The sequence below is a fragment of the Paraburkholderia sp. BR13439 genome, assembly GCF_040948805.1.
In the GTDB taxonomy this organism is placed as follows: Bacteria; Pseudomonadota; Gammaproteobacteria; order Burkholderiales; family Burkholderiaceae; genus Paraburkholderia; species Paraburkholderia youngii.
Map to the genome: position 1 here is coordinate 312,987 of NZ_JBFPKN010000002.1, position 21,561 is coordinate 334,547.

At 64.8% G+C, this 21,561-nt stretch carries 18 protein-coding genes; 6 read left to right on the forward strand and 12 right to left on the reverse strand.

All coding sequences use genetic code 11. The features are described 5' to 3' along the window. Nucleotides 1-103 precede the first annotated feature (103 nt). A complete protein-coding gene (gene fabV, locus AB3X96_RS05335; RefSeq protein ID WP_368588885.1) occupies nt 104-1,300 on the forward strand; it encodes an enoyl-ACP reductase FabV in 1,197 nt (398 codons plus the stop codon). Between the two features lie 86 nt (nt 1,301-1,386). Here the strand turns inward: fabV and AB3X96_RS05340 are convergent, their stop codons facing one another. From AB3X96_RS05340 to AB3X96_RS05350, 3 genes are all read right to left on the reverse strand, one after another. Continuing rightward, on the reverse strand, nt 1,387-1,665 hold the full coding sequence (locus tag AB3X96_RS05340; RefSeq protein ID WP_368588886.1) for a hypothetical protein: 279 nt from the start codon (nt 1,663-1,665) through the stop codon (nt 1,387-1,389). A gap of 223 nt (nt 1,666-1,888) precedes the next feature. Further along, on the reverse strand, nt 1,889-2,512 hold the full coding sequence (locus tag AB3X96_RS05345; RefSeq protein ID WP_368588887.1) for a glutathione S-transferase family protein: 624 nt from the start codon (nt 2,510-2,512) through the stop codon (nt 1,889-1,891). Between the two features lie 84 nt (nt 2,513-2,596). Next, nucleotides 2,597-3,496 carry a LysR family transcriptional regulator gene (locus tag AB3X96_RS05350; protein ID WP_176108524.1) on the reverse strand — a complete coding sequence of 300 codons (900 nt, stop codon included), beginning with the start codon at nt 3,494-3,496 and terminating at the stop codon, nt 2,597-2,599. 94 nt (nt 3,497-3,590) lie between these two features. Here AB3X96_RS05350 and tam point away from each other — a divergent pair, with 94 nt between their 5' ends. Next, complete coding sequence (gene tam, locus AB3X96_RS05355) at nt 3,591-4,388, forward strand: trans-aconitate 2-methyltransferase (protein WP_368588888.1); 798 nt, start codon at nt 3,591-3,593, stop codon at nt 4,386-4,388. A 249-nt stretch (nt 4,389-4,637) separates the two neighbouring features. Beyond that, a complete protein-coding gene (locus AB3X96_RS05360; RefSeq protein WP_368588889.1) occupies nt 4,638-5,003 on the forward strand; it encodes a hypothetical protein in 366 nt (121 codons plus the stop codon). 178 nt (nt 5,004-5,181) lie between these two features. Here AB3X96_RS05360 and AB3X96_RS05365 read toward each other — a convergent pair whose 3' ends face one another. From AB3X96_RS05365 to nirB, 6 genes are all read right to left on the reverse strand, one after another. Then, on the reverse strand, nt 5,182-5,547 hold the full coding sequence (locus AB3X96_RS05365; protein WP_176367277.1) for a helix-turn-helix transcriptional regulator: 366 nt from the start codon (nt 5,545-5,547) through the stop codon (nt 5,182-5,184). Further along, the gene (locus AB3X96_RS05370; protein ID WP_368588890.1) at nt 5,531-5,992 is read right to left on the reverse strand and encodes an SRPBCC family protein; all 462 of its coding nucleotides are present in this window, start codon (nt 5,990-5,992) and stop codon (nt 5,531-5,533) included. Before AB3X96_RS05370 ends, AB3X96_RS05365 begins: the two co-directional genes overlap by 17 nt. A gap of 79 nt (nt 5,993-6,071) precedes the next feature. After that, nucleotides 6,072-7,439, reverse strand: coding sequence for an MFS transporter (locus tag AB3X96_RS05375; RefSeq protein WP_368588891.1), 1,368 nt, complete (start codon nt 7,437-7,439; stop codon nt 6,072-6,074). A gap of 171 nt (nt 7,440-7,610) precedes the next feature. After that, entirely contained in the window at nt 7,611-11,792 is a 4,182-nt protein-coding gene (locus AB3X96_RS05380; RefSeq protein WP_368588892.1) for a sulfite reductase subunit alpha, read from the reverse strand. A gap of 49 nt (nt 11,793-11,841) precedes the next feature. Beyond that, nucleotides 11,842-12,207 (reverse strand): nitrite reductase small subunit NirD, encoded by a 366-nt coding sequence (gene nirD, locus AB3X96_RS05385; RefSeq protein WP_368588893.1) that lies wholly within the window; start codon nt 12,205-12,207, stop codon nt 11,842-11,844. Between the two features lie 39 nt (nt 12,208-12,246). Further along, entirely contained in the window at nt 12,247-14,787 is a 2,541-nt protein-coding gene (gene nirB / locus AB3X96_RS05390; RefSeq protein WP_368588894.1) for a nitrite reductase large subunit NirB, read from the reverse strand. Nucleotides 14,788-15,376: 589 nt separating this feature from the next. Between nirB and cobA the strand changes: the two genes are divergently transcribed. Further along, complete coding sequence (cobA, locus tag AB3X96_RS05395; RefSeq protein WP_368588895.1) at nt 15,377-16,177, forward strand: uroporphyrinogen-III C-methyltransferase; 801 nt, start codon at nt 15,377-15,379, stop codon at nt 16,175-16,177. Nucleotides 16,178-16,214: 37 nt separating this feature from the next. On the opposite strand, the gene AB3X96_RS05400 is transcribed toward cobA, so the two are convergent. Beyond that, a complete protein-coding gene (locus AB3X96_RS05400) occupies nt 16,215-17,096 on the reverse strand; it encodes an MOSC domain-containing protein (protein WP_368588896.1) in 882 nt (293 codons plus the stop codon). 261 nt (nt 17,097-17,357) lie between these two features. Here AB3X96_RS05400 and AB3X96_RS05405 point away from each other — a divergent pair, with 261 nt between their 5' ends. Both AB3X96_RS05405 and AB3X96_RS05410 read left to right on the forward strand, forming a co-directional pair. Next, nucleotides 17,358-17,762 (forward strand): heme-binding protein, encoded by a 405-nt coding sequence (locus AB3X96_RS05405; protein ID WP_368588897.1) that lies wholly within the window; start codon nt 17,358-17,360, stop codon nt 17,760-17,762. Between the two features lie 80 nt (nt 17,763-17,842). Further along, entirely contained in the window at nt 17,843-20,017 is a 2,175-nt protein-coding gene (locus AB3X96_RS05410; protein WP_368588898.1) for a malate synthase G, read from the forward strand. A gap of 72 nt (nt 20,018-20,089) precedes the next feature. Here the strand turns inward: AB3X96_RS05410 and galU are convergent, their stop codons facing one another. Next, a complete protein-coding gene (galU, locus tag AB3X96_RS05415) occupies nt 20,090-21,007 on the reverse strand; it encodes a UTP--glucose-1-phosphate uridylyltransferase GalU (RefSeq protein WP_176108537.1) in 918 nt (305 codons plus the stop codon). A 290-nt stretch (nt 21,008-21,297) separates the two neighbouring features. After that, nucleotides 21,298-21,441 carry a hypothetical protein gene (locus tag AB3X96_RS05420; protein WP_176108538.1) on the reverse strand — a complete coding sequence of 48 codons (144 nt, stop codon included), beginning with the start codon at nt 21,439-21,441 and terminating at the stop codon, nt 21,298-21,300. Nucleotides 21,442-21,561: the final 120 nt, after the last annotated feature.

Sequence of the window (21,561 nt, forward strand, 5' to 3'; positions counted from 1 at the left end):
TACCAAGATGTGGGGAGTGCGCCGTTTTTTGCTCCACTCGCGTGATGGCGTGCGGCTCCGGCGGGGCCACTATAATGTCGCCAATTCCGACAAGAGGTGCTTCATGATCATCAAACCGCGTGTGCGTGGCTTCATCTGTGTATCGACCCATCCGACCGGCTGCGAAGCCAACGTCAAGGAACAGATCGAGTATGTGAAGGCACGCGGCCCCATCGCGAACGGGCCGAAGAAGGTACTCGTGATCGGCGCGTCTACCGGCTATGGCCTCGCCGCGCGCATCAGCGCCGCGTTCGGCTCGGGCGCGGCGACCCTCGGCGTGTTTTTCGAGCGCGCCGGCAGCGAAACCAAGGCGGGCACGGCCGGCTGGTACAACACCGCGGCGTTCGAGAAGTTCGCCAACGCCGAAGGCCTGTACGCGACCAGCATCAACGGCGACGCGTTCTCCGACGAAGTGAAGGCGCGCACCATCGAAGTGATCAAGCGCGATCTCGGCCAGGTTGATCTGGTCGTCTACAGCCTCGCGGCGCCGAAGCGCCAGCATCCGAAAACCGGTGAGGTGTTCATCTCGGTGCTGAAGCCGATCGGCAAGGCAGTCAACCTGCGCGGCATCGACACCGACAAGGAAGTGATCAAGGAAACGGTGCTCGAACCGGCGACGCCGGAAGAAATCGCGCACACGGTCGCGGTGATGGGCGGCGAGGACTGGCAGATGTGGATGGACGCGCTGGGCGAAGCCGGCGTGCTCGCCGACGGCGCGAAGACCACCGCATTCACCTACCTCGGCGAAAAGATCACGCACGACATCTACTGGAACGGCTCGATCGGCGCGGCCAAGAAGGATCTCGACCAGAAGGTGCTCGGCATCCGCGCAAAGCTCGCGGCCAACGGCGGCGACGCGCGCGTCGCGGTGCTGAAGGCGGTCGTCACGCAGGCAAGCTCGGCGATTCCGATGATGCCGCTGTATCTGTCGCTGCTCTTCAAGGTGATGAAGGAAAAAGGTACGCACGAAGGCTGCATCGAACAGGTGTACGGCCTGTACAAGGACAGCCTCTATGGCAGCCAGCCGCATCTGGACGACGAAGGCCGTCTGCGCGCGGACTACAAGGAACTCGATCCGCAGGTGCAAGGCCGCGTGCAGGAGCTGTGGAACCAGGTGAGCAACGACAACATCTACGAACTCACCGATTTCGCCGGCTACAAGACCGATTTCCTGCGTCTGTTCGGCTTTGAAATGAAGGGCGTCGATTACGACGCGGACGTCAATCCGGACGTGCAGATTCCGAATCTCGTTCAGGTTTGATCCCCCGAGGGGCGGCCCCGCTTCGCGAGTTCGCCCCTGCTGTTACCCCCGCTCGACTCCCTCCCCTCACTTCTTCCACCCACACGTCAGCACGGATACGCGGCCTGCAACGAGCGCAGAATCGCGAGCCCGATCGGAAAATCGTCGGAAATGCCCGGGTGATTCGCGAAAAACGCATCGAGCAGCGGATAGACCGTCTGGTTGCCGATCGCGAGCGTTTCTGGCGGACAGAACAGCTGCCGCTGTTTGCGCGAGACCAGGTCGCCGTTCGCCCAGCCGAACGCGTTGATCGTGCCGGTGATGTACGCCGCATAGATCGAGTTGTTGTCGGCGTGCGCCCATTTCTTGTACTGGGCGGCAGTCATCTCGGCACTCGCATTCAGAGTGAAACACGCCGTCAGCGCAGCCAGCGCGAATTTCGTTACCCGCATCGTTGGACCTTCAATGTCGCTAAATGGGCGCCATTGTAGGCGACGCGGGGTGCACCGCGCAGAAGCCGTCGAGCACGGCAACGAAAGCAATACGTAAGCGTTGAAGGCGGCATCTGCCAGCATCGGCGGGTTTGCCGACGCGCGCGTGAATCAACGATTACGGCGTGCCGTTACGGCAATACCTGCGATACCCGTCGCGCTCGGCGAGGCGCGCCATATACGCGGTCAGCGCCGGCAAATCGTCGTGCTGCTGCGGCGTTTCGAGCCAGCGGTTCGCGGACAGCGCGATCGGAATATCGGCGAGCGAGAACGCGTCGCCCGCGATATACGCGCCGGTGCGCGCGAGTTGCTGCTCGACGATCGCCATATGCTTCGACCAGTTCGCACACGACGCGGCGATCTGCCGCGGGTCCTGATGCTCAGGCGAGTGCCGCACGAGTGCGAGAAACGCGTAGCTCCACGAGCGGTTCAATTCGCTCGCCTGCCAGTCGATCCATTGATCGCAGCGCGCGCGCTCGACCGGATCGGCCGGATACAGCGCGTCACCGCGATAACGGTTCGCGAGGTAACGGATGATCGAGTTCGATTCCCACAGCACGAAGTCGCCGTCGCGAATCACGGGGACCATCGCGTTCGGATTGAGCGCGCGGAATTCGGCGACATCGGTCGAGCGAAAGCCCGAGCCCCAGTCTTGCTGGTCGAACGCAAGCCCGAGTTCCGCGCAGGTCCACAGCACCTTGCGCACGTTGATCGAGGTGGTCTTGCCGAGTATCTGCAGCATCAGTGGTTGTATGTCGCGTCGGTAGAGCAGGTTGAAGGGATCAAACTCAGCAGCCAGAGAGTTTGCCTTGCGCGCGTCGCAGCGTCATCCGGTTTTCAGCGTCGCCTGTTCGCGGATCATGTCGTACAGCGCCTGCGCCGCCGGCGACAACTGCGCGGTCTTGCGCGCGACCAGCACCAGCGTGCGCGACACGGTCGGCTGCGTGAGCTCGACGGTGCGCACGCTCGGATACGCACCCTTCTGCAGCGCGAGCGCGGGCACCACGGCCGCGCCGACACGCTGCGCGACGAGCCCGACCGCGGTCGAACTGCGCTGCACCTCGTAGAACGACCGCAGCGCGAGTTCGCTCGACGCCAACGCGACGTCGAGCAGCGCGCGATTGCCGCTGACCTCGCCGGCGAAAATCAGCGGGAACGCCTGCAACTGCCGCCATGCGATGCGCCGCCGCTTCGCGAGCGGATGGTCTTCGTGGCAGATCAGCACATAGCGGTCTTCGGTGAGCGGCACGGTGGCGAGATCCGGATGATGCTCGCGCGCGATGTTGATGCCGAACTCGACCTCCCTGCGCAACACGGCCTCCTCCACCGCCGACGACGCATGATCGAGAATCTTGATGCGATTGTGAGGATAGCGCGCCGAATACGCCTGCAGGATGCGCGGCAGATACTGCACGCCGACGGTCGGCACGCACGCGATCGACACGTCGCCGCGTCGCGCGATCCCCGTTTCGCGGATTTCGACCAGCGCGTCGGCCAGTTCGCCGAGCAGCCGGCGCGCCTGCGGCAGAAAACTGCGGCCGATCTCGGTGAGCGCCATCGACCGCGTGGTGCGCTCGATCAGCGTGACGCCGAGATAGGTTTCGAGCTTGCGCAGCCGCTGGGTGATCGCGGTTTGCGTCACGTGCAGCGAATCCGCCGCACTCTGGAAGCTGCCGCGATCGGCAATCGCGACGAATGCCTGCACGCCGAGCGTGTCGATTTTCATTAGAAAAATGAAGTAATCGGAATCATAAATTCATTTTACTCGGGGCTGATAGCGGTCGAGAATGGCCGCAACGAACCCCGCGAAGGAGCAAAAGATGACCGAGAAAACCACGAACGAGCACAGCGATTGGCACGCGAAGCAGTACACGCTGTTCGAGAACGAGCGCACGCGGCCGGTGCGCGATCTGCTTGCGGCGGTGCCGTTGGACGGTGCGCGGCTCGCGGTCGATATCGGCTGCGGACCGGGCAACTCGACCGAGGTGCTGGCCGAGCGGGTGCCGGGCGCGTCGGTCAGCGGCATCGACAGCTCGGCCGACATGATCGCGGCGGCCCGTCGGCGGCTGCCGCAAGTGCGCTTCGACATCGGCGACGTGTCGACGTGGGATGCGCGTGGCCCGTTCGACGCGATCCTCGCGAACGCGGTGCTGCAATGGGTGCCCGACCACGAGCATCTGTTCCCCGCGCTGGTGGCAAAACTGGCCACGGGCGGCAGCCTCGCCGTGCAGATGCCCGACAATCTCGGCGAACCGGCGCACCGGCTGCTGCGCGAAATCGCCGCCGACGGGCCTTGGGCGGCGAAGCTGATGGGTCTCGAGCGCACCGTGCGCCACGACGCGAACTGGTACTACGCGCTGCTCAAGCCGCTGTGCGCCCGCGTCGACGTGTGGCGCACGGTCTATCACCACCCGCTCGCGGGCGCCGACGCAGTGGTCGAATGGTTCAAGGGCAGCGCGCTGCGGCCGTTTCTGGCCGCGCTCGACGACGCCGAACGCAGCGCGTTTCTTCAACGCTATCGCGACGAAATCGCCAAAGCCTACCCGGCGCTCGCCGATGGCACGGTGCTGCTGCCGTTTCCGCGGCTTTTCATCGTCGCGACGCGTGGCCAACGCTGAGGCCGCGCCCCGGAACCGCCGCAAGCCGCTGAACGCTGCGCGGCGGGGCTGCGGCGGATGCTCCGAGCTCGATCGGGCGGCCCGCGCACGTCGCGGATGCATCGCCCGAAAGCCCGCCTGTTGCGGTGCCGCACGCTAGGGTTGGTCAGGAATTGCCGCCCGGGAATTCCGCATGCTAATGTTTATAAAAAGCGGAGGACGGCGCCCGCCGGCCTCACCGGGAAGCCATTTACTGCAGCGAGCGTCGCCATGAGTGATGTACGCCAACACCTGAGTCCCCGTGACCGCCTGGAGCTGTTGTGCTGGCTCACATGCGGAAGCCTCGGCGCTTATTATCTGAACGAAGACTGGCCCGACGCGGCGTTTCACGTGCAGTCCGCGCACAAGTGGCTCGACCGCCGCGCGCGCGAAGCCGACTGGCTGTGCATTGCGAAGCTGTCTGCCACCGCCGTCGAAATCGCGCAGCGCCACGCGCGCTTCGTCGATGCCGATTGGGCGCGCGACGCGGTCGAGGAAATTCTCGATACCGACGAACTCGACCCACAAGCCCGGCTCGTCCGGCAGGTGATAGCCGACTGCCAGAGCGCGCTAGCCGACAAGCGGATCGCCGATTAGCCGCGGGCTGGTTTTTCTTCCTTTTTTGCGGTGGTTTGGGGGCCAATGGTTGGCCCCTTTTGCGTTGTTCCGCCCTTGCTGGGCAGGATGCGCCGCTTGCAGTCGGTAAAAAATGCGGTACGCGCCGTCGCGCGTCATCTTTGTTCGGTTCGCGCAATCGCCGCGACCGTCCCGCCCTTTATTCCTCGACCATCGTCTTCAACTTCAGCAGCGCCTGATCCCATTGCCGCGAAATCGCGTCGAGCGCGCGGCGCGCCGCGTCGAGATGCGCGGGCTCGAACGCCCACAGGCGCTCGCGTCCAACCTTCACATCGTGTACGAGCCCCGCGTCGGCCAGCACCTGCAGATGCTGCGTGACCGACTGCCGCGTGATGTCGGTGCCGGCCGTCAGCTGCGCGATCGACATCGCGCTGCCCGCACACAATGCCGCGACGAGACGCAGGCGCGTCTCGTCACCGAGCGCGGCGAACACCGCCGCCGAACTGCGCAGCGTCGCCGCCTTGAGACCCGCCTTCGCGGAGCCCGCTTTAACCCGCGCCGACATATCGTTCGATATTGACCATCTGCTGTCCCCAGCCGCCGTCGTTCAGCCGGAACGCTTCCGCGCGGCGCCCGACCGGTAACTGGTCGAAGCCCGATTCGACGACGCGCAGCAGCGTGCCGGACTCGACCTCGCTCAGATCGAATTCGACGAGCGTGGTCGGCTCCGGCGTGTAGTCGATCGTGATGTCGATCGCGGCCGGATGCCAGCGCCACGACAGATGATGCTCGGGCTCCACACGCTCGACCAGCACGTCCATCACCAGGTGTTCGTAGCCCGGATAGGTGATGTGCCCCTGCGTGGATTGCCCGGCGACGAACTGCTTGCCGGCGAGGTTCACGCCGAACCATTTGCCGAATTCCTCGGCGTTGGCCAGCACGTGCCAGACGCGCGTGCGCGGCGCCTTCAACAGAATCTGCTTTTCGATGCGATCGGTCGATGAGTTCATATGCAGCCTCCTGGCTGCATATTAGAAACGCCGCGACCGATATGCAAGCATTCGACTGCGCTTTTGCCAGCGCCGTGCCTCACTCCGTCGCATGCGCATGCATGACGCCGGTCTGCATCGACCACGCCATCCACGGCCGGCGCAGCGCGACGATCGCAAGGAACGCGCACGCCGACAGCGTGCCGAACGTCGCGAAGCCCATCTGATAGCTGCCGGTGCTCTCCTTCGCGATGCCCATCACGACCGGCAGATAAAAGCCGCCGATGCCGCCCGCCGCGCCGACGATGCCGGACATCAGACCGGTGCGGCCGGCCCAGCGATGCGGCACGAGCTGGAACGTCGCGCCATTGCCGAGGCCGAACGCGACGTACATGCACAGCAGCAATGCGATGCCGCCCGCGAACGACGGCATCGCCGTCGCGAACAGGAAGTCGCAAATCGAGATGATCGCGAGCAGCACGGTCAGCGCGCGCACGCCCGACACGCGGTCGGCAATCAGGCCGCCGAGCGGACGCACCATCGCGCCGGTCGCGGCGAGCAGCGCCATGAACAGACCTGCGTCGATCTTCGACAGTTGATACAGGTTGGTCAGCAGCAGCGACACATACGAGGACATGCCGACGAAACCGCCGAACGTGATGCTATAGACGAGCATGATGACCCACGTATCGCGCTCGGCGAGCACCGAGCGGTAGCGTTGCGGCAGCACCGCGATCGCGAGCAGCGCTCCGACCACCGGCAACAGCAGCACGCCGGTCTTGCCCGCGCCGAACAGCCCCGCTTCGACGAGCAGCACGAGCACGATCAGGCCGGCGAGCGTCGTCGCGAAGCTGCCGAACGCGCGCAGCACGCTGCCGGTTTTGACGCCCGCGTCGTTGGCCCAGAAGTACAGCGTGATCGCGGCGATCGCGAGCAGCGGCAAGGCGCCGCCCGCGGCGAGCTGCCAACCATAGCGCGTCGCCAGTTGCGGGAACAGGAAGCCGTCGAGCACCGCGCCGATGTTGCCGGCCGCGGCCAGGCCCAACACGAGGCCCTGCACCTTCGGCGGATAGTTGCTGCCGGCCATCGGCAGCGCGACCGCGAAGCTGGCGCCGCCGACGCCGAGGAACACGCCGAGCACCAGCAGCATTTCGTACGACGGCACCGATTGCAGCAACGGCAGCACGATCGTCGGTACCGCCGATAGCAACACGCCCATCAACGCAATGCGTTTGCCATGCGCGGACTGATACAGATTGCCGAGCGTCACGCGCAGAATCGCCGCGGACAACACCGGCACCGCGACCAGCAGACCCTGCTGCGCGGGCGTCATCGCGATGCTCTTGCTGATGAACGGCGCGAGCGGCCCATACAGCACCCAGACGGTGAAGCCCGTGTCGAAATACAGAAAGCAGGCGACCAGTGCGCGCCAATCGCCGCTTCGCAGGGAGTGCATCACGTTTTTCATTAGAGATCCTCGGTAAATAAAATGCCTGGTAGTCCGGTTGCTGCGTTACTTGTGTTTTGCACCGGCATATCGCCCGGAGTTTTAACCGGGACTCGATATGCAAGCGTCATGCCATCATGCTGTGTGTTTTGAGGCCTTTTTTAAGGCCTTTTTTTGAAACGCGTCGGCGGCTCAATACACGTCGCGTGCATAGCGCTTTTCGCGCGTCAGACGGCTCACGTATTCGAGTGCTTTCTCTTCGCTCATGCCACCGTGCGTCGCGATGATGTCCTTCAGCGCTGCATCGACATCGCGTGCCATCCGGTTCGCGTCGCCGCATACATAGAAATGCGCACCGTCTTCGAGCCATGCCCACAGTTGCGCACCCTGTTCGCGCATGCGGTCCTGCACATAGATCTTGTCGGCCTGGTCGCGCGAGAACGCGACGTCGAGTCGGGTCAAGAGACCGCTCGCGCGCATCGCTTCGAGTTCGTCGCGATAGTAGAAATCGGTCGCGGCATGTTGTTCGCCGAAGAACAGCCAGTTGCGTCCGCGTTCGCCGCGTGCCTGGCGTTCGTGCAGAAAGCCGCGAAACGGTGCGATGCCGGTGCCGGGACCGACCATGATCATCGGCGTGTCCGACTGATGAGGAGGACGAAAGTGCGCGGACTTCTGCACGAACACGGGGACCTCGGTGTCGCTTGCGCGATCCGCGAGAAACGTCGACGACACGCCCTTGCGGTGCCGCCGCCCATTGCTGTAACGCACCGCCGATACCGTCAGATGCACCTCGCCCGGATGCGCCTTCGGGCTCGATGCGATCGAATACAGGCGCGGCTGCAGGCGCTTCAGCATGCCGGTGAGTTCGGCGGCCGAGAGGCTCACCGGAAACTCGTGCAATACGTCGGCGAGCTGCTGTCCCCATAGCCATTGCTTCAGATCCGCCTTGCGTTCGGGCGCGAGCAGATCGCCCAGCGCGCCGTTGCGGCTGCGCGCGGCGACCAGCGCAAGCGCTTCGGCGCTCGGCCGCGCGATCTCGTAGTGTTTGGTGAGCGCATCGGCGAGGCGCATGTCGCCGATACCCGTGACGTGCACCGATGCTTCAGCGTGCAGACCGCTCAGCGTGATCAGTTCGTCGACGAGTTCGGGGCAGTTGCTCGGCCACACGCCGAGCGCATCACCCGCTTCGTATTCGAGGTTGGAATCGCCCGTTTGCAGCGACACGTAGCGCGTATCCTTCACGGCGCCCTGCCGGTTCAGTCGCATATTGCCGACGATGCGCGACGCGGCCGGCCGCGCCTTGGTCGGCACCGCGCCCACCACCGCGTTGATCATGCCGCCCGGCGGCACCGCATGCAGCGCGGCATCCGCCTGTTTGATACAGACGATCACGCGTTCGAGCCAGGCATCTGCGCTCGACTGATATTCGATGTCGCAATCGACGCGCTCGGTGAGACGCAGCGCGCCCTGAGCGGCAAGCCGTTCATCGAGCCGACGGCCGTGACCGCAAAACTGATCGTAGTTGCGATCGCCGAGCGCGAGCACCGCGAAGCGCACGCCGTCGAGGCGCGGCGCCGTGGCGGCGTTCAGATGCGTCCAGAAGTCCTGCGCGTTGTCGGGCGCATCGCCGTCGCCGAACGTGCTGGTCATCAGCAACACGTACTGCGCCTTCGCGAGCGCCGCGAACGGATAGTCGGCCATGCACGCGGTGCGAATCTCGAAGCCCGATTCCATCAGACGCGTCGCGTAACGCTCGGTCAGCGATTCGGTGTTGCCGGTTTGCGAGGCCCACAACAGCGTGACCTTCGGCCGGATGCGCACGATACGCACGCCCGATTCGCGGGCCTCTTCCTGCGCGGCATTCGGCGGCGATGCAGCGCCTGAAGCCCGGGCCGTCGTCGCGCTGCGGCTATACAGTCCGGCAAGCAGACCATCGACATAGAGCCGCTTCACCGCATCGAACGGTGCGCTGTGCGGCAGCACCGGCACGTTGTCGACGCCTTGCGCTTCGGACGAACGCAGGCCGCTGACGAACCCGGCCAGATACGCGCGCTCCGGATCGCTGAGCGCGGGCATCGGTACGGGCTCGGGCGGCAATTGCAGCAAAGTCGTGAGGGCTTCGATACGAGGCATGGGTTGATCCTTGGCGCTGGGCGCAAAAGCCGCTGCGTCGGCGGGAGTAGAGAGCGCGTCGTCGTTGCGTGTGTCCGCGATGCGATCGGCCGTTACCGGACTCAGCGCGACCGCGCAGACTTTCAGTTCGGGCTGCAATGAAACCGGATCGACCGCGTCGTTGGTCACCGCGTTGATGCAAAGCTCGTCGCCGAACACGTCGTTCCAGTGCATCGGCGCGAAGCACTGCCCCGCGCTCACTCGATCGGTGACGACGGCGGGCAGCACTGCGCGGCCGCGCCGTGAACGGATCTCGACCGCGTCTTTCGCGCGAATGCCGAGTTCGGCCGCATCGTGCGGATGAATCTCGACGAAGGGTCCCGGGTTCAGCTTGTTCAGCATCGCGACCTTGCCGGTCTTGGTCATCGTGTGCCATTGATGCTGCACGCGGCCCGTGTTCAACACGATCGGAAACTCGCGATCGGGCAACTCGGCCGCGGGCTGATACGCGCGCGCGAAAAACTTCGCCCTGCCGCTCGCGGTCGGAAAAGCAATGCGCGGGCGGCTGCCATCTTCAGCCTCCCTAAGCGTTTGGCTCACGCCGTCATTCAGATAGCGAAGCGGATTGCGCTCGGACGAATCCGCCGACGCGATCGGCCACTGCAGCGGTGCGTCCTTCAAGCGGCGATGACTCGCGCCGCGCAGATCGTAGCCGGTCGCCGGGTTCGCCGCGCGCGTGAGTTCGGCGAACACTTCGTCGGCGCTCGCATAGCTGAACGCATCGGCAAAGCCCATTTCACATGCGACGCGCGCGATGATCTGCCAGTCGGGCAACGCCGCGCCGGGCGGTTCGATCGCCTGCTGCATCAACGTCAGATTGCGCTCCGAGTTGACCATCACGCCTTCGGCTTCGGCCCACAAAGCGCCGGGCAATAGCACGTCGGCGTAGCGATTCGTTTCGGTGTCGAGGAACGCGTCCTGCGCGATCACGAGTTCGGCCGCGCGCAATCCGGCGATCGCGGTCTGCCGGTTGGCGACGGTCGCGACCGGATTCGTGCAGATGATCCAGCACGCCTTGATGTCGCCCGCGGCCATGCGCGCGAACAGGTCGATCGTGCCGTTGCCCGCATCCGCTTTGAGCGTGCCCGGTGCGATGCCCCACAGCGCCTCGATGAACGCGCGATCTTCAGCGACCAGCGCCGAACGCTGACCCGGCAAACCGGGGCCCATGTAGCCCATTTCGCGGCCGCCCATCGCGTTCGGCTGGCCCGTCAGCGAGAACGGTCCACTGCCGCGCCGGCAGATACGGCCCGTCGCCAGATGCAGATTGCACAGCGCATTGGTGTGCCACGTGCCGTGCGTGCTCTGGTTCAGGCCCATCGTCCAGCAGCTCATCCAGTCTTTGGCCGACGCGATCATCTGCGCGGCGCGACGGATGTCGTCAGCGGCGAGGCCCGTGATGCGGGCGACGTTCTCCGGCGTGTACTCGGCCAGAAACGCGGGCATCGCGTCCCAGCCTTCGGTGTGTTCGGCGATAAACGCCGCATCCGTTGCGCCGTTTTCGTGCAGCAGATGCAGCAGACCGTTCAGCAATGCGAGATCGGTGCCGGGTTTGATCTGCAGGAACAGATCGGCTTTCTTGGCGGTCGTGTTGCGGCGCGGATCGACGACGATCAGCTTTGCGCCCGCTTTCACGCGATCCATCATGCGCAGGAACAGGATCGGATGACAGTCGGCCATATTCGCGCCGCTGACGAAAAACAGATCCGCGTGATCGAAGTCTTCATACGAGCCGGGCGGACCGTCCGCACCGAGCGACAGCTTGTAGCCGCTCGCCGCGCTCGCCATGCACAGGCGCGAATTCGCTTCGATATTGTTCGTGCCGATAAAGCCCTTCGCGAGCTTGTTGACCAGATACTGCGCTTCGAGCGACATCTGCCCCGACACGTAAAACGACACCGCATCGGGACCATGCTCGTCGATCACACGCCGCAGACGCGCCGCGGTGTCGCTCAATGCCTGCGCCATCGTCAGCGGCACCGGGTCTTCGTCGCGCGCATGACGCACGAACGCGCCTTCGAGACGCCCCGACTTGCGCAGCGCGACGTGAGCCGACTGCCCCTTGGTGCAGAGCCGGCCAAAGTTGGCCGGATGCTCCTTGTCGCCGGCGATCTTCACGACCTGGCCGTCCTCGACGTGCAGCACCATGCCGCAACCGACGCCGCAATAAGGACACACGCTCTTTACGCTGGTATCAGACATGCGCGAATGATCTGGTTAGAACTCTGAACGATGAAGCGAGGCCGTTACCTCAAACCGCGACCCACACCTGGCCGTTTTCGACGCGCGTGGCAAACGCGCTGACCGAATACGACGGCGTTTCGAGGCATTCGCCGGTGCGCAGATCGAAGTGATGCTTGTAGATCGGCGACGCGACCACGATGCGCTCGCCGAGGCTGCCGACGAGTCCGCGCGACAGCACCGCCGCGTGCGAACCCGGATCGAAGTTTTCGATCGCGTAGACCATGGGCTCGGCGGGCGACTCCACTTCACCGCCTTCGACGTGAAACACGGCCACCTGCTCGCCGTTGACGAGCGCGCAAACGCCGGTGTTCGGCACGATGTCGTCGAGGGCGCAGATCGCCGTCCAGGCGCGGGGCAAGCGTTCGTTCTTCATGACTGGGCTCCTTTTGAGTTAAGCGGGAATCGGTTGAGGTCAAACCGTCTCGACGACAATGGGAATCTCGATGCGCGGCGCCTGCCGCTCGGCGGGCGTGGCCGGCCGGATCTGTCCGCGCGCCTCGACGAACGCGACGTTGCTATCGGACTCGGCGCTGTTGACGAAATGGCGGAAGCGCTTGCGTGTTTCGGGATCGGTGACGGCCTTCTTCCATTCGCACTCGTACGTGTCGACCACGTGCTGCATCTCCACTTCGAGTTCGCTGGCAACGCCAAGGCGATCGTTGACGATCACGTCGATCAGATAGTCGAGACCGCCTTCGAGGTTGTCGCGCCACACGCTGGTGCGTTGCAGCCGGTCGGCGGTGCGCACGTAGAACATCAGGAAGCGGTCGATGTAGCGCACCAGCGTGTCCTTATCGAGGTCCGCGGCGAGCAGTTCCGCGTGACGCGGCTTCATCCCGCCGTTGCCGCACACGTACAGATTCCAGCCCTTCTCGGTGGCGATCACGCCGACATCCTTGCCCTGCGCTTCCGCGCATTCGCGGGTGCAGCCCGACACGCCGAACTTGATCTTGTGCGGCGTGCGCAGCCCCTTGTAGCGATTCTCGAGTTCGACCGCGAGCCCTACCGAATCGCCGACGCCATAGCGGCACCACGTAGAACCGACGCACGACTTCACGGTACGCAGCGATTTGCCATACGCGTGGCCCGATTCGAAGCCGGCCGCGATCAGCTCTTCCCAGATCGACGGCAATTGCTCGACACGCGCGCCGAACAGATCGACCCGCTGACCGCCGGTGATCTTCGTGTAGAGGCCGTATTTCTTCGCGACCTGCGCGACCGCGATCAGGCCATCGGGCGTCACTTCGCCGCCCGGCATGCGCGGCACGACAGAATAAGTGCCGTCGCGCTGGATGTTCGCGAGGTAGTAGTCGTTGGTGTCCTGTAGCGACGCGTGCTCCTTCTTCAGCACGAATTCGTTCCAGCACGACGCGAGAATGCTGGCGACCGCCGGCTTGCAGATGTCGCAGCCGAGCCCGCGGCCATGTTTCGCGAGCAGCGCGCCGAAACTGCGCAGCCCCTCGACGCGCACGAGGTGGTAAAGCTCCTGGCGCGAATACGGGAAATGCTCGCAGACGTGGTTGTTCACTGCGAGGCCCTGCTTCTTCATCTCGGCCTTCATCACTTGCGTGACGAGCGGCACGCAGCCGCCGCACGAAGTACCCGCGCCGGTCGCGCTCTTCAACGCGCCGATGTCGGTCGCGCCCGCGCAGACGGCCGCACACAGCTCGCCCTTCGACACGTTGTTGCACGAGCAGATCTGCGCGGCCGCGGGCAGCGCCTCGACGCCGAGCGCCGGCTTCGCGTTGCCGTCCGCTTGCGGCAGGATCAGGAATTCGGGCGACGCGGGCAGCTCGATGCGGTTCAGCATCATCTGCAGCAGCGTGCCGTATTCGCTCGCGTCGCCGACCATCACGCCGCCGAGCAGATACTTGCCGCAATCGGACACGACGAGCTTCTTGTAGATCTGCTTGCGCTCGTCGCTGAACTGGTAGGTGCGGCTGCCCGGCGTATTGCCGTGCGCGTCGCCGATGCTGGCCACATCGACGCCCATCAGCTTCAGCTTGGTGCTCATGTCGGCGCCGGCGAATTCGGCCGAGTCGCCCAGCAACTGCTTCGCGACCACGCGCGCCATGTCATAGCCGGGCGCGACGAGCCCGAACAACTGACCACCCCACAGCGCGCATTCGCCGATAGCGTAGATGTGCGGATCGCTGGTGCGGCACGCGTCGTCGATGACGATGCCGCCGCGCGGGCCCAGTTCGAGGCCGCATGCGCGGGCCAGATCGTCGCGCGGACGGATGCCCGCGGAGAACACGATCATGTCGGTGTCGAGATGGCTGCCGTCGGCGAACTGCATGCGGTGCGTGCCCGCTTCGCCGTCGATGATCGCCGTCGTGTTCTTGTGCGTGTGCACGGTGACGCCCAGTTCTTCGATCCGGCCGCGCAATACGCGGCCGCCGCCGTCGTCGACCTGCACCGCCATCAGGCGCGGCGCGAATTCGACCACATGCGTTTGCAGGCCCATATCGCGCAGCGCCTTCGCGCATTCGAGACCGAGCAGGCCACCGCCGACCACCGTGCCCGTCTTCGAGCGAGCGCCGCATTCGCGCATCGCTTCGAGATCGTCGATCGTCCGGTAGACGAAGCAGTCGCCGCGCTCGCGGCCCGGCACCGGCGGCACGAACGGATAGGAGCCGGTCGCGAACACGAGGCGGTCGTACGGCAGCGTTTCGCCGCTCGCGACCGTCACCGTGCGCGCGTCGCGATCGACCGCGACGGCCCGCGCGTTCAGCTTCAGTTGCACGCCGTGGCGCTCGAAAAAACCGGGCTCGACGAGCGACAGGTCCTCGGCGGTCTTGCCCGAGAAGAACTCGGACAGATGCACGCGATCGTAGGCCGGTCGCGATTCTTCGCCCAGCACCGTGATGTCGAGATCGTGCGCGTCCTGAAGCGCCAGGCATTCGACCAGTTTGTGGCCGACCATCCCGTGACCGATAACGATGATTTTCATGAGCGCGCTGTCCTCTGGTGTCTGGCGAAAGCGATTGCGGAAATAAAAACGGCGTCCCGCGAACCCAGCCGAGGCTGAATCCGGGGGACGCCGTTGTCCTGTTGGTTGCTGCGGGGCGCTGCTTTGTGCTGCAAGCGCTACGAACCTACGTTGGTCCGATGGCAACGCTTAACGCAAAGGCTGTGCCAATTTCGATCGATGCGCCGGAAGACGCGGTGGGACGGGCCTTTGCGGCAAATTGCGCGGCTTCGGCCCGCATCCCGAACGCGACGCGTTTTGATGCGGCAAGGCACAGGGATGGTGCGACGCAGCACTGTGGACGTGCGGAACGAAGCTGCACGCAGGTGCGATGGTGATGCTGTTTTCCGCGTGAATCGCAGCGTGTGGCAACGTCTTGCGTGCCGCTATCCGATCCATGGCGTGGTCTTTGCATTGGTCATCCGCAACGTCGTCGCGGCAACGTCGTCGCGATGCGCAGACTCAACCGTCAACCGGCAATGCAATGGACAACGGCGTCCCCTCGTGATCTTCACGGGCGGACGCCGTTTTCGTTTCGAGCCACGAGAAACCCACGGCACAAGGACACAACATGAACACCAACACCGGCAAGGTCACGCTGCTGAGCGCGGGCCCAGGCGACCTCGACTTGCTGACGCTAAAGGCCGTCAAGGCGCTCGCGGCCGCCGACGTCGTGCTGCTCGACGACCTCGCGAATCCCGAGATCGTGACGCTCGCGCCGCAGGCGCGCGTGATCCGCGTCGGCAAACGCGGCGGCTGCCGCTCGACGCCGCAGGCGTTCATCGAGCGGCTGATGCGGCGTTATGCGCTGAAGGGGCTGCACGTGGTGCGCGTCAAAGGCGGCGAAGCGCTGCTGTTCGGCCGTGCGGGCGAGGAGCTCGCGGTGCTGCGCGACGCGGGCCTTGCGGTGGAGATCGTCAACGGCATCTCGTCGGGCTTCGCGGCCGCGGCGGGGCTCGGCATGTCGCTCACGCATCGGCGGCACTGCCACGGCGTGAGCTTCATCACCGCGCACACCGAAGATCACGGCGAGCCGGACTGGGCCGCGCTCGCCGCGACGCGCACGACGCTGGCGATCTATATGGGCATGCGGCGCATCGACGGCATCGCCGCTGCCTTGCTCGCGCACCTGCCGGCCGACACGCCGGCCGCGGTCGTGCAGTGGGCCGGCGGCCGCGACGAGCGGCGCCTGTTGACGCGGCTCGATCGGCTCGCCGCCGATGCGCTCGGCGCGGGCTTCGGCAGTCCGGCGGTGATTCTGGTGGGCGATGCGGTTGGCGAGAGCGCCGAAGCGCCTTGCTGGGAACGCGAAGGTCGCGGCGAACAAGGCGGGGAAACGCTGCCCGCGGCGGCAATTGCGCGGGCTGCCTGAGATCAGATCGAAGCGGCCTCGCCCGCCTTTCATCCAATCAATCGCCGAACCCGAGCTCCGCGTCGACCTGCTGCCCGACCCGCAGCCACGCCCCCGCTCCGCTCGCCACCAGCGCGTTGTTGCCGAACGTGACCGCGCCGTCGAAGCGTTCGCTGACGCGATAACGGAGCATCGTGTCGGTCGGCTCGTTCGGCCAGTCGGGATCGGGCGCGCCGCGCGCCTGATCGATGGTCGGCATCGGACAGCGCGAGCACAGCTTGACGAGACGCAACTCGACGCGCGCGCTCGAGTCCGCATCCGCGTCGACGGCGAGCGTCTCGACATAGTCCTCTTCATAGGCATCGAGGCCCGTGAGCACGATGTTGGGCCGAAAGCGATCGATTCTGATCGACGGCGCGCCTTTGCGGTTCAGGCGCGCGTTCAGATCGTCGAGCGAGGCCTGGCCGACCACCAGCAGCGGAAAACCATCGGCGAAAAAGGTCGTCGCACCGCGGGTGCTGTCCGTGTAGTCAGGATCGACGATGCGTTCACGCTCCGGATCGAAGCGCAGCAAGCGCGCGGGCAGACCGAGGAACTCCGTGAACCACGCCGCCGTTGCTTCGCCGGTATCGAGCCCGTAGGCGGCGTCGCTCCACACCGCGGTATCGACCCGGGCCGCGCCGGCCAGGCGCGCGGCATCGAGCGGCGTGCGCAGCTCACCCATACCCGGCGCGTTGACGATCAGATCCTCGCCGCCGAGTTCGACCTTGATCAGGGCCATGCGCGGATACGCGCGCTGCGTGAACATCGCGCCTTCGGGATCGACGATCATCCAGTTGCGGTCGTATTCGAGGCCGGTCGCCAGCAGGCGCGCCGCATCGAGCGGGATGCCGGCGCAGGATTTGATCGGATAGACGAACAGCTCGCTGATGGTTGGCATGGTCTGGGATCTCGTGGGAAGCGCGGTTATTGGGTGGAGACGCGATTGTAAAGCGCTCCGCGTGGATCGGTGATCGCGACCAGGGAAGCTGCCGTTCCGCGCTGGGGCGGCGGGAAGTAGAATCTTCAGATCAGGCAGGCGCCGGCGCGCGGCATGCGGCATGCGACAGAGCGGCGAAACGTGCGCGCAGGCGCCGCATCGACCCGTTACCGAAAGAAGCCGAAGACGCCACCTTCCCCTCACCGAGACAGGACATTCATTATGCTGACCAAACCCGTGTTGACCGTCGCCGAGACGACTCGCATCGTCGATGCCGCGCGCGCGGAAGCCGAGAAGAACAGGTGGCCCGTCGCGATCGTGGTCGTGGACGACGGCGGCCATCCGCTCGCGGTGCTGCGTCTGGACGGCGCGGCGCCGTCCACCTCGTATATCGCGACCGAGAAAGCGCGCACCGCGGCGCTCGGCCGGCGCGAAACCAAGGTGTATGAAGACATGATCAACAACGGCCGCACCGCATTCCTCAGCGCACCGTTGCAGGGCACGCTCGAAGGCGGCGTGCCGGTGATCGTCGACGGCCATGTGGTCGGCGCGGTCGGCGTGTCGGGTGTCAAGTCGGAGCAGGATGCGCAGATCGCGAAGGCCGGCATTCAGGCGCTCGGCGTTTAAAGCGCCGCGCGTCACAGCAATCCCGAGGCTCAACGCGGACCGATGCCCCCTCATCGGTCCCATAACAGATGGAGCAGCCGATGACTCAGATGAACCCGCGCGGCGGACTGCAGGTCGCCGCCAACCTCGACCAGTTCGTTGAAACCGAAGCCCTGCCCGGCACCGGAATCGACAGCGCCGCCTTCTGGTCGGGTTTCGACGCCCTCGTGCACGAGCTGGCGCCAAAAAATCGGGCGTTGCTCGCCGAGCGCGACCGCCTGCAAGGCGAACTCGACAACTGGCATCGGAGCCATCCCGGCCCGGTGCGGGATCTGCGCGAGTATCGTGCGTTTCTCGAAGGCATCGGCTACATCGTGCCTGTGCCCGCCAGCGTCCAGGCCACGACCGACCACGTGGACAGCGAAATCTCGGAGCAGGCCGGCCCGCAGCTCGTCGTGCCGCTGTCGAACCAGCGCTACGCGCTGAACGCCGCGAACGCGCGCTGGGGCAGCCTTTACGACGCGCTGTACGGCACCGACGCGATCCCCGAAACGGATGGTGCGGAAAAGCAGAAGGGTTACAACCCGGTGCGCGGCGCCGCGGTGATCGCGTATGCGCGCAAGTTCCTCGATCAGGCCGCGCCGCTCGCGAACGGCTCGCACGCGGATGCGACGCGCTATAGCGTCGCGAACGGCCAGCTCGTGGTCGCGCTGAAGAACGGCACTACCGCGCTGAAGACACCCGCGCAACTGGTGGGCTATCAGGGCGACGCGAGCGCGCCGTCGGCGGTGCTGCTCAAGCACAACGGCCTGCACGTCGAGATCCAGATCGATGCGAACGATCCGGTCGGCACGACCGACGCGGCGCATGTGAAGGACGTCGTTGTCGAAGCGGCGGTCACGACGATCATCGATTGCGAGGACTCGGTCGCGGCCGTCGACGCCGACGACAAAGTGCAGCTCTATCGCAACTGGCTCGGCCTGATGAACGGCGACCTGACCGAACAGGTCACGAAGAACGGCAAGACCTTCACGCGCCGGCTCAACGCGGATCGCGAGTACACCGGCGCGGACGGCAGGTCGCAGGTCAAGCTGCATGGCCGCTCGCTGCTGTTCATCCGCAACGTCGGCCACCTGATGACGAACCCGGCCGTATTGACCAAAGACGGCCATGAGATTCCGGAAGGCATTCTCGACGCGGTAATCACGACGCTGTGCGCGCTGCGAGACCGTCAGAACAAGCTGAACTCGCGCACCGGCTCGATCTATATCGTGAAGCCGAAGATGCACGGCCCGGCGGAAGTCGCGTTCGCGAGCGAGCTGTTCGCGCGCGTCGAAGACCTGCTGAAGCTGCCGCGCAACACACTCAAGATGGGCATCATGGACGAGGAGCGCCGCACCAGCGTCAACCTGCTGGCGTGTATCGCCGAAGCGTCGGCGCGCGTCGCGTTCATCAACACGGGCTTCCTCGATCGCACCGGCGACGAGATGCACTCCGCGATGGAAGCGGGCCCGATGATCCGCAAGGGCGACATGAAGTCGAGCAAGTGGATCACGGCGTACGAGCGCAGCAACGTGCTGGTCGGTTTGAGCGGGGGCCTGCGCGGGCGCTCGCAGATCGGCAAGGGCATGTGGGCGATGCCCGACCTGATGCACGCGATGCTCGAGCAGAAGATCGGCCATCCGAAGGCTGGCGCTAATACCGCGTGGGTGCCCTCGCCTACCGCGGCGACGCTGCACGCGCTGCACTATCACCAGGTCGACGTGCAGGCGGTCCAGCAGGAACTCGAACGCACCGACTACGCGAAGGTGTACGACGAACTGCTCGATGGCCTGCTGACGATTCCGGTCGTCGAAAAGGCGCAATGGAGCGACGAAGAAATCCGCGCCGAGGTCGACAACAACACGCAGGGCATTCTCGGCTACGTGGTGCGCTGGATCGATCAGGGCGTCGGCTGCTCGAAGGTGCCGGACATTCACAACGTCGGCCTGATGGAAGACCGCGCGACGCTGCGTATTTCGAGCCAGCACATCGCCAACTGGCTGTATCACGGCGTGATCGAACGCGAGCTCGTCGAGGAGACGTTCAAGCGCATGGCCAAGGTCGTGGACGCGCAGAACGCCGGTGATCCGCTCTACCAGCCGATGGCGCCGGGCTTCGACACGATTGCGTTCAGGGCCGCGCAGGCGCTCGTGTTCGAGGGGCGCCGGCAGCCGAGCGGTTATACCGAGCCGTTGCTGCACAAGTTCCGGCTCGAGGTGAAGCAGCAAGGTTGAGGCCGTCCTGCTGAAACGACAACGGGCGCCGCGCAACGCGGCGCCCGTTGTTTATTTCAGGGCCTCGTCAGTTCACGCGGCTTCTGCCGTCAATTGCCCCGCCTCGCCGGCTGGCGCTTCGTTCTGCATATACGCCTGCAGATACGCCTCGAATTCAGCCTTCACCTCCGGATGGCGCAGCGCGAATTCGACGGTCGCCTTCAGATAGCCGAGCTTGCTGCCGCAATCGAAGCGCGTACCGAAGTACCGATACGCGAGCACCTGCTCTTCGGTCAGCAGCGACTGCACCGCGTCCGTCAGTTGCAGCTCGCCGCCCGCGCCCGGCTTCAGCGCGCGGATATGCTTGAAGATCGTCGGCATCAGCACGTAGCGCCCCACCACGCCGAGATTCGACGGCGCCTCGTCCGGCGCCGGCTTCTCGACGATGCCCGACAGCTTGATCACGTTGTCTTCCCACTCGCGGCCGTCGACGACGCCGTACGAGCGGCTGTCCTCGCGTGCGATCGTTTCGACGCCGATCACCGAGCTGTGATAGTGATTGAAGGTATCGACCAACTGGCTCATCACAGGCTTCGAGCTATGCAGCAGGTCGTCGGCGAGTATCACCGCGAACGGGCTGTCGCCCACCAGTTTTTCGGCGCACAGCACCGCATGGCCGAGACCGAGCGCTTCGGCCTGGCGCACGTAAAAGCAGTCGACGTTGGCCGGTTTGATGCTGCGAACCAGATCGAGCAGTTTCTGCTTGTTGCGCGCTTCGAGTTCGGACTCGATCTCATAGGATTTATCGAAGTGATCTTCGATCGCGCGCTTGCTGCGGCCCGTCACGAAGATCATCTCGGTGATGCCGGCGGCGATCGCTTCTTCGACCGCGTACTGGATCAGCGGCTTGTCGACGATCGGCAGCATTTCCTTCGGACTTGCTTTGGTAGCCGGCAGGAATCGTGTCCCGAGGCCCGCTACGGGAAACACGGCTTTGGTGACTTTCAGCATGGTAGGCATTCCCACATCGGTTAGAAGTTGGTGTGTTCGCGGACCCGGTGGCCAATCGATGTCGGCGCAAGACTAGCAGAAAAATCTGCGAGGTTCACGGAAGCGGTCTTTCTCCGATTTAATTCGGATAATTCATGCATTGATCGCAATGCGATATTGCGAAAAAATTGAGAGCAAATTGTTACGCATATATTTGCCAGGCGGCGAATGGCGAAATCCGAAAGTCTTACCTTTCGGACAGCCCCTGGCGTGGCCCGTCTGGCGATCTGGCGACCGGCTTCGGCAGCACGTCAGTCCTGTTCGTCAACGGGCGGCAGCTTGCCTGGGTTCATTCTGTAGCGACGGATCGGCTCGTTGCGCAACGCATCGCGGTAGGCGGAGGCGGCCACCAGGATCAGCAGGACGGCGATGCCGGCCAGTAAATGCAGGTTCATGACTTCACCTCGGGTCAGAGAATCCTTGATCTAAATTAGCACGACAAAAGCGATAAATAATTCGACGCTCGATACATCGCTGCGTAATTACAATTCGTCACAAAATAGATGCCGATTCAA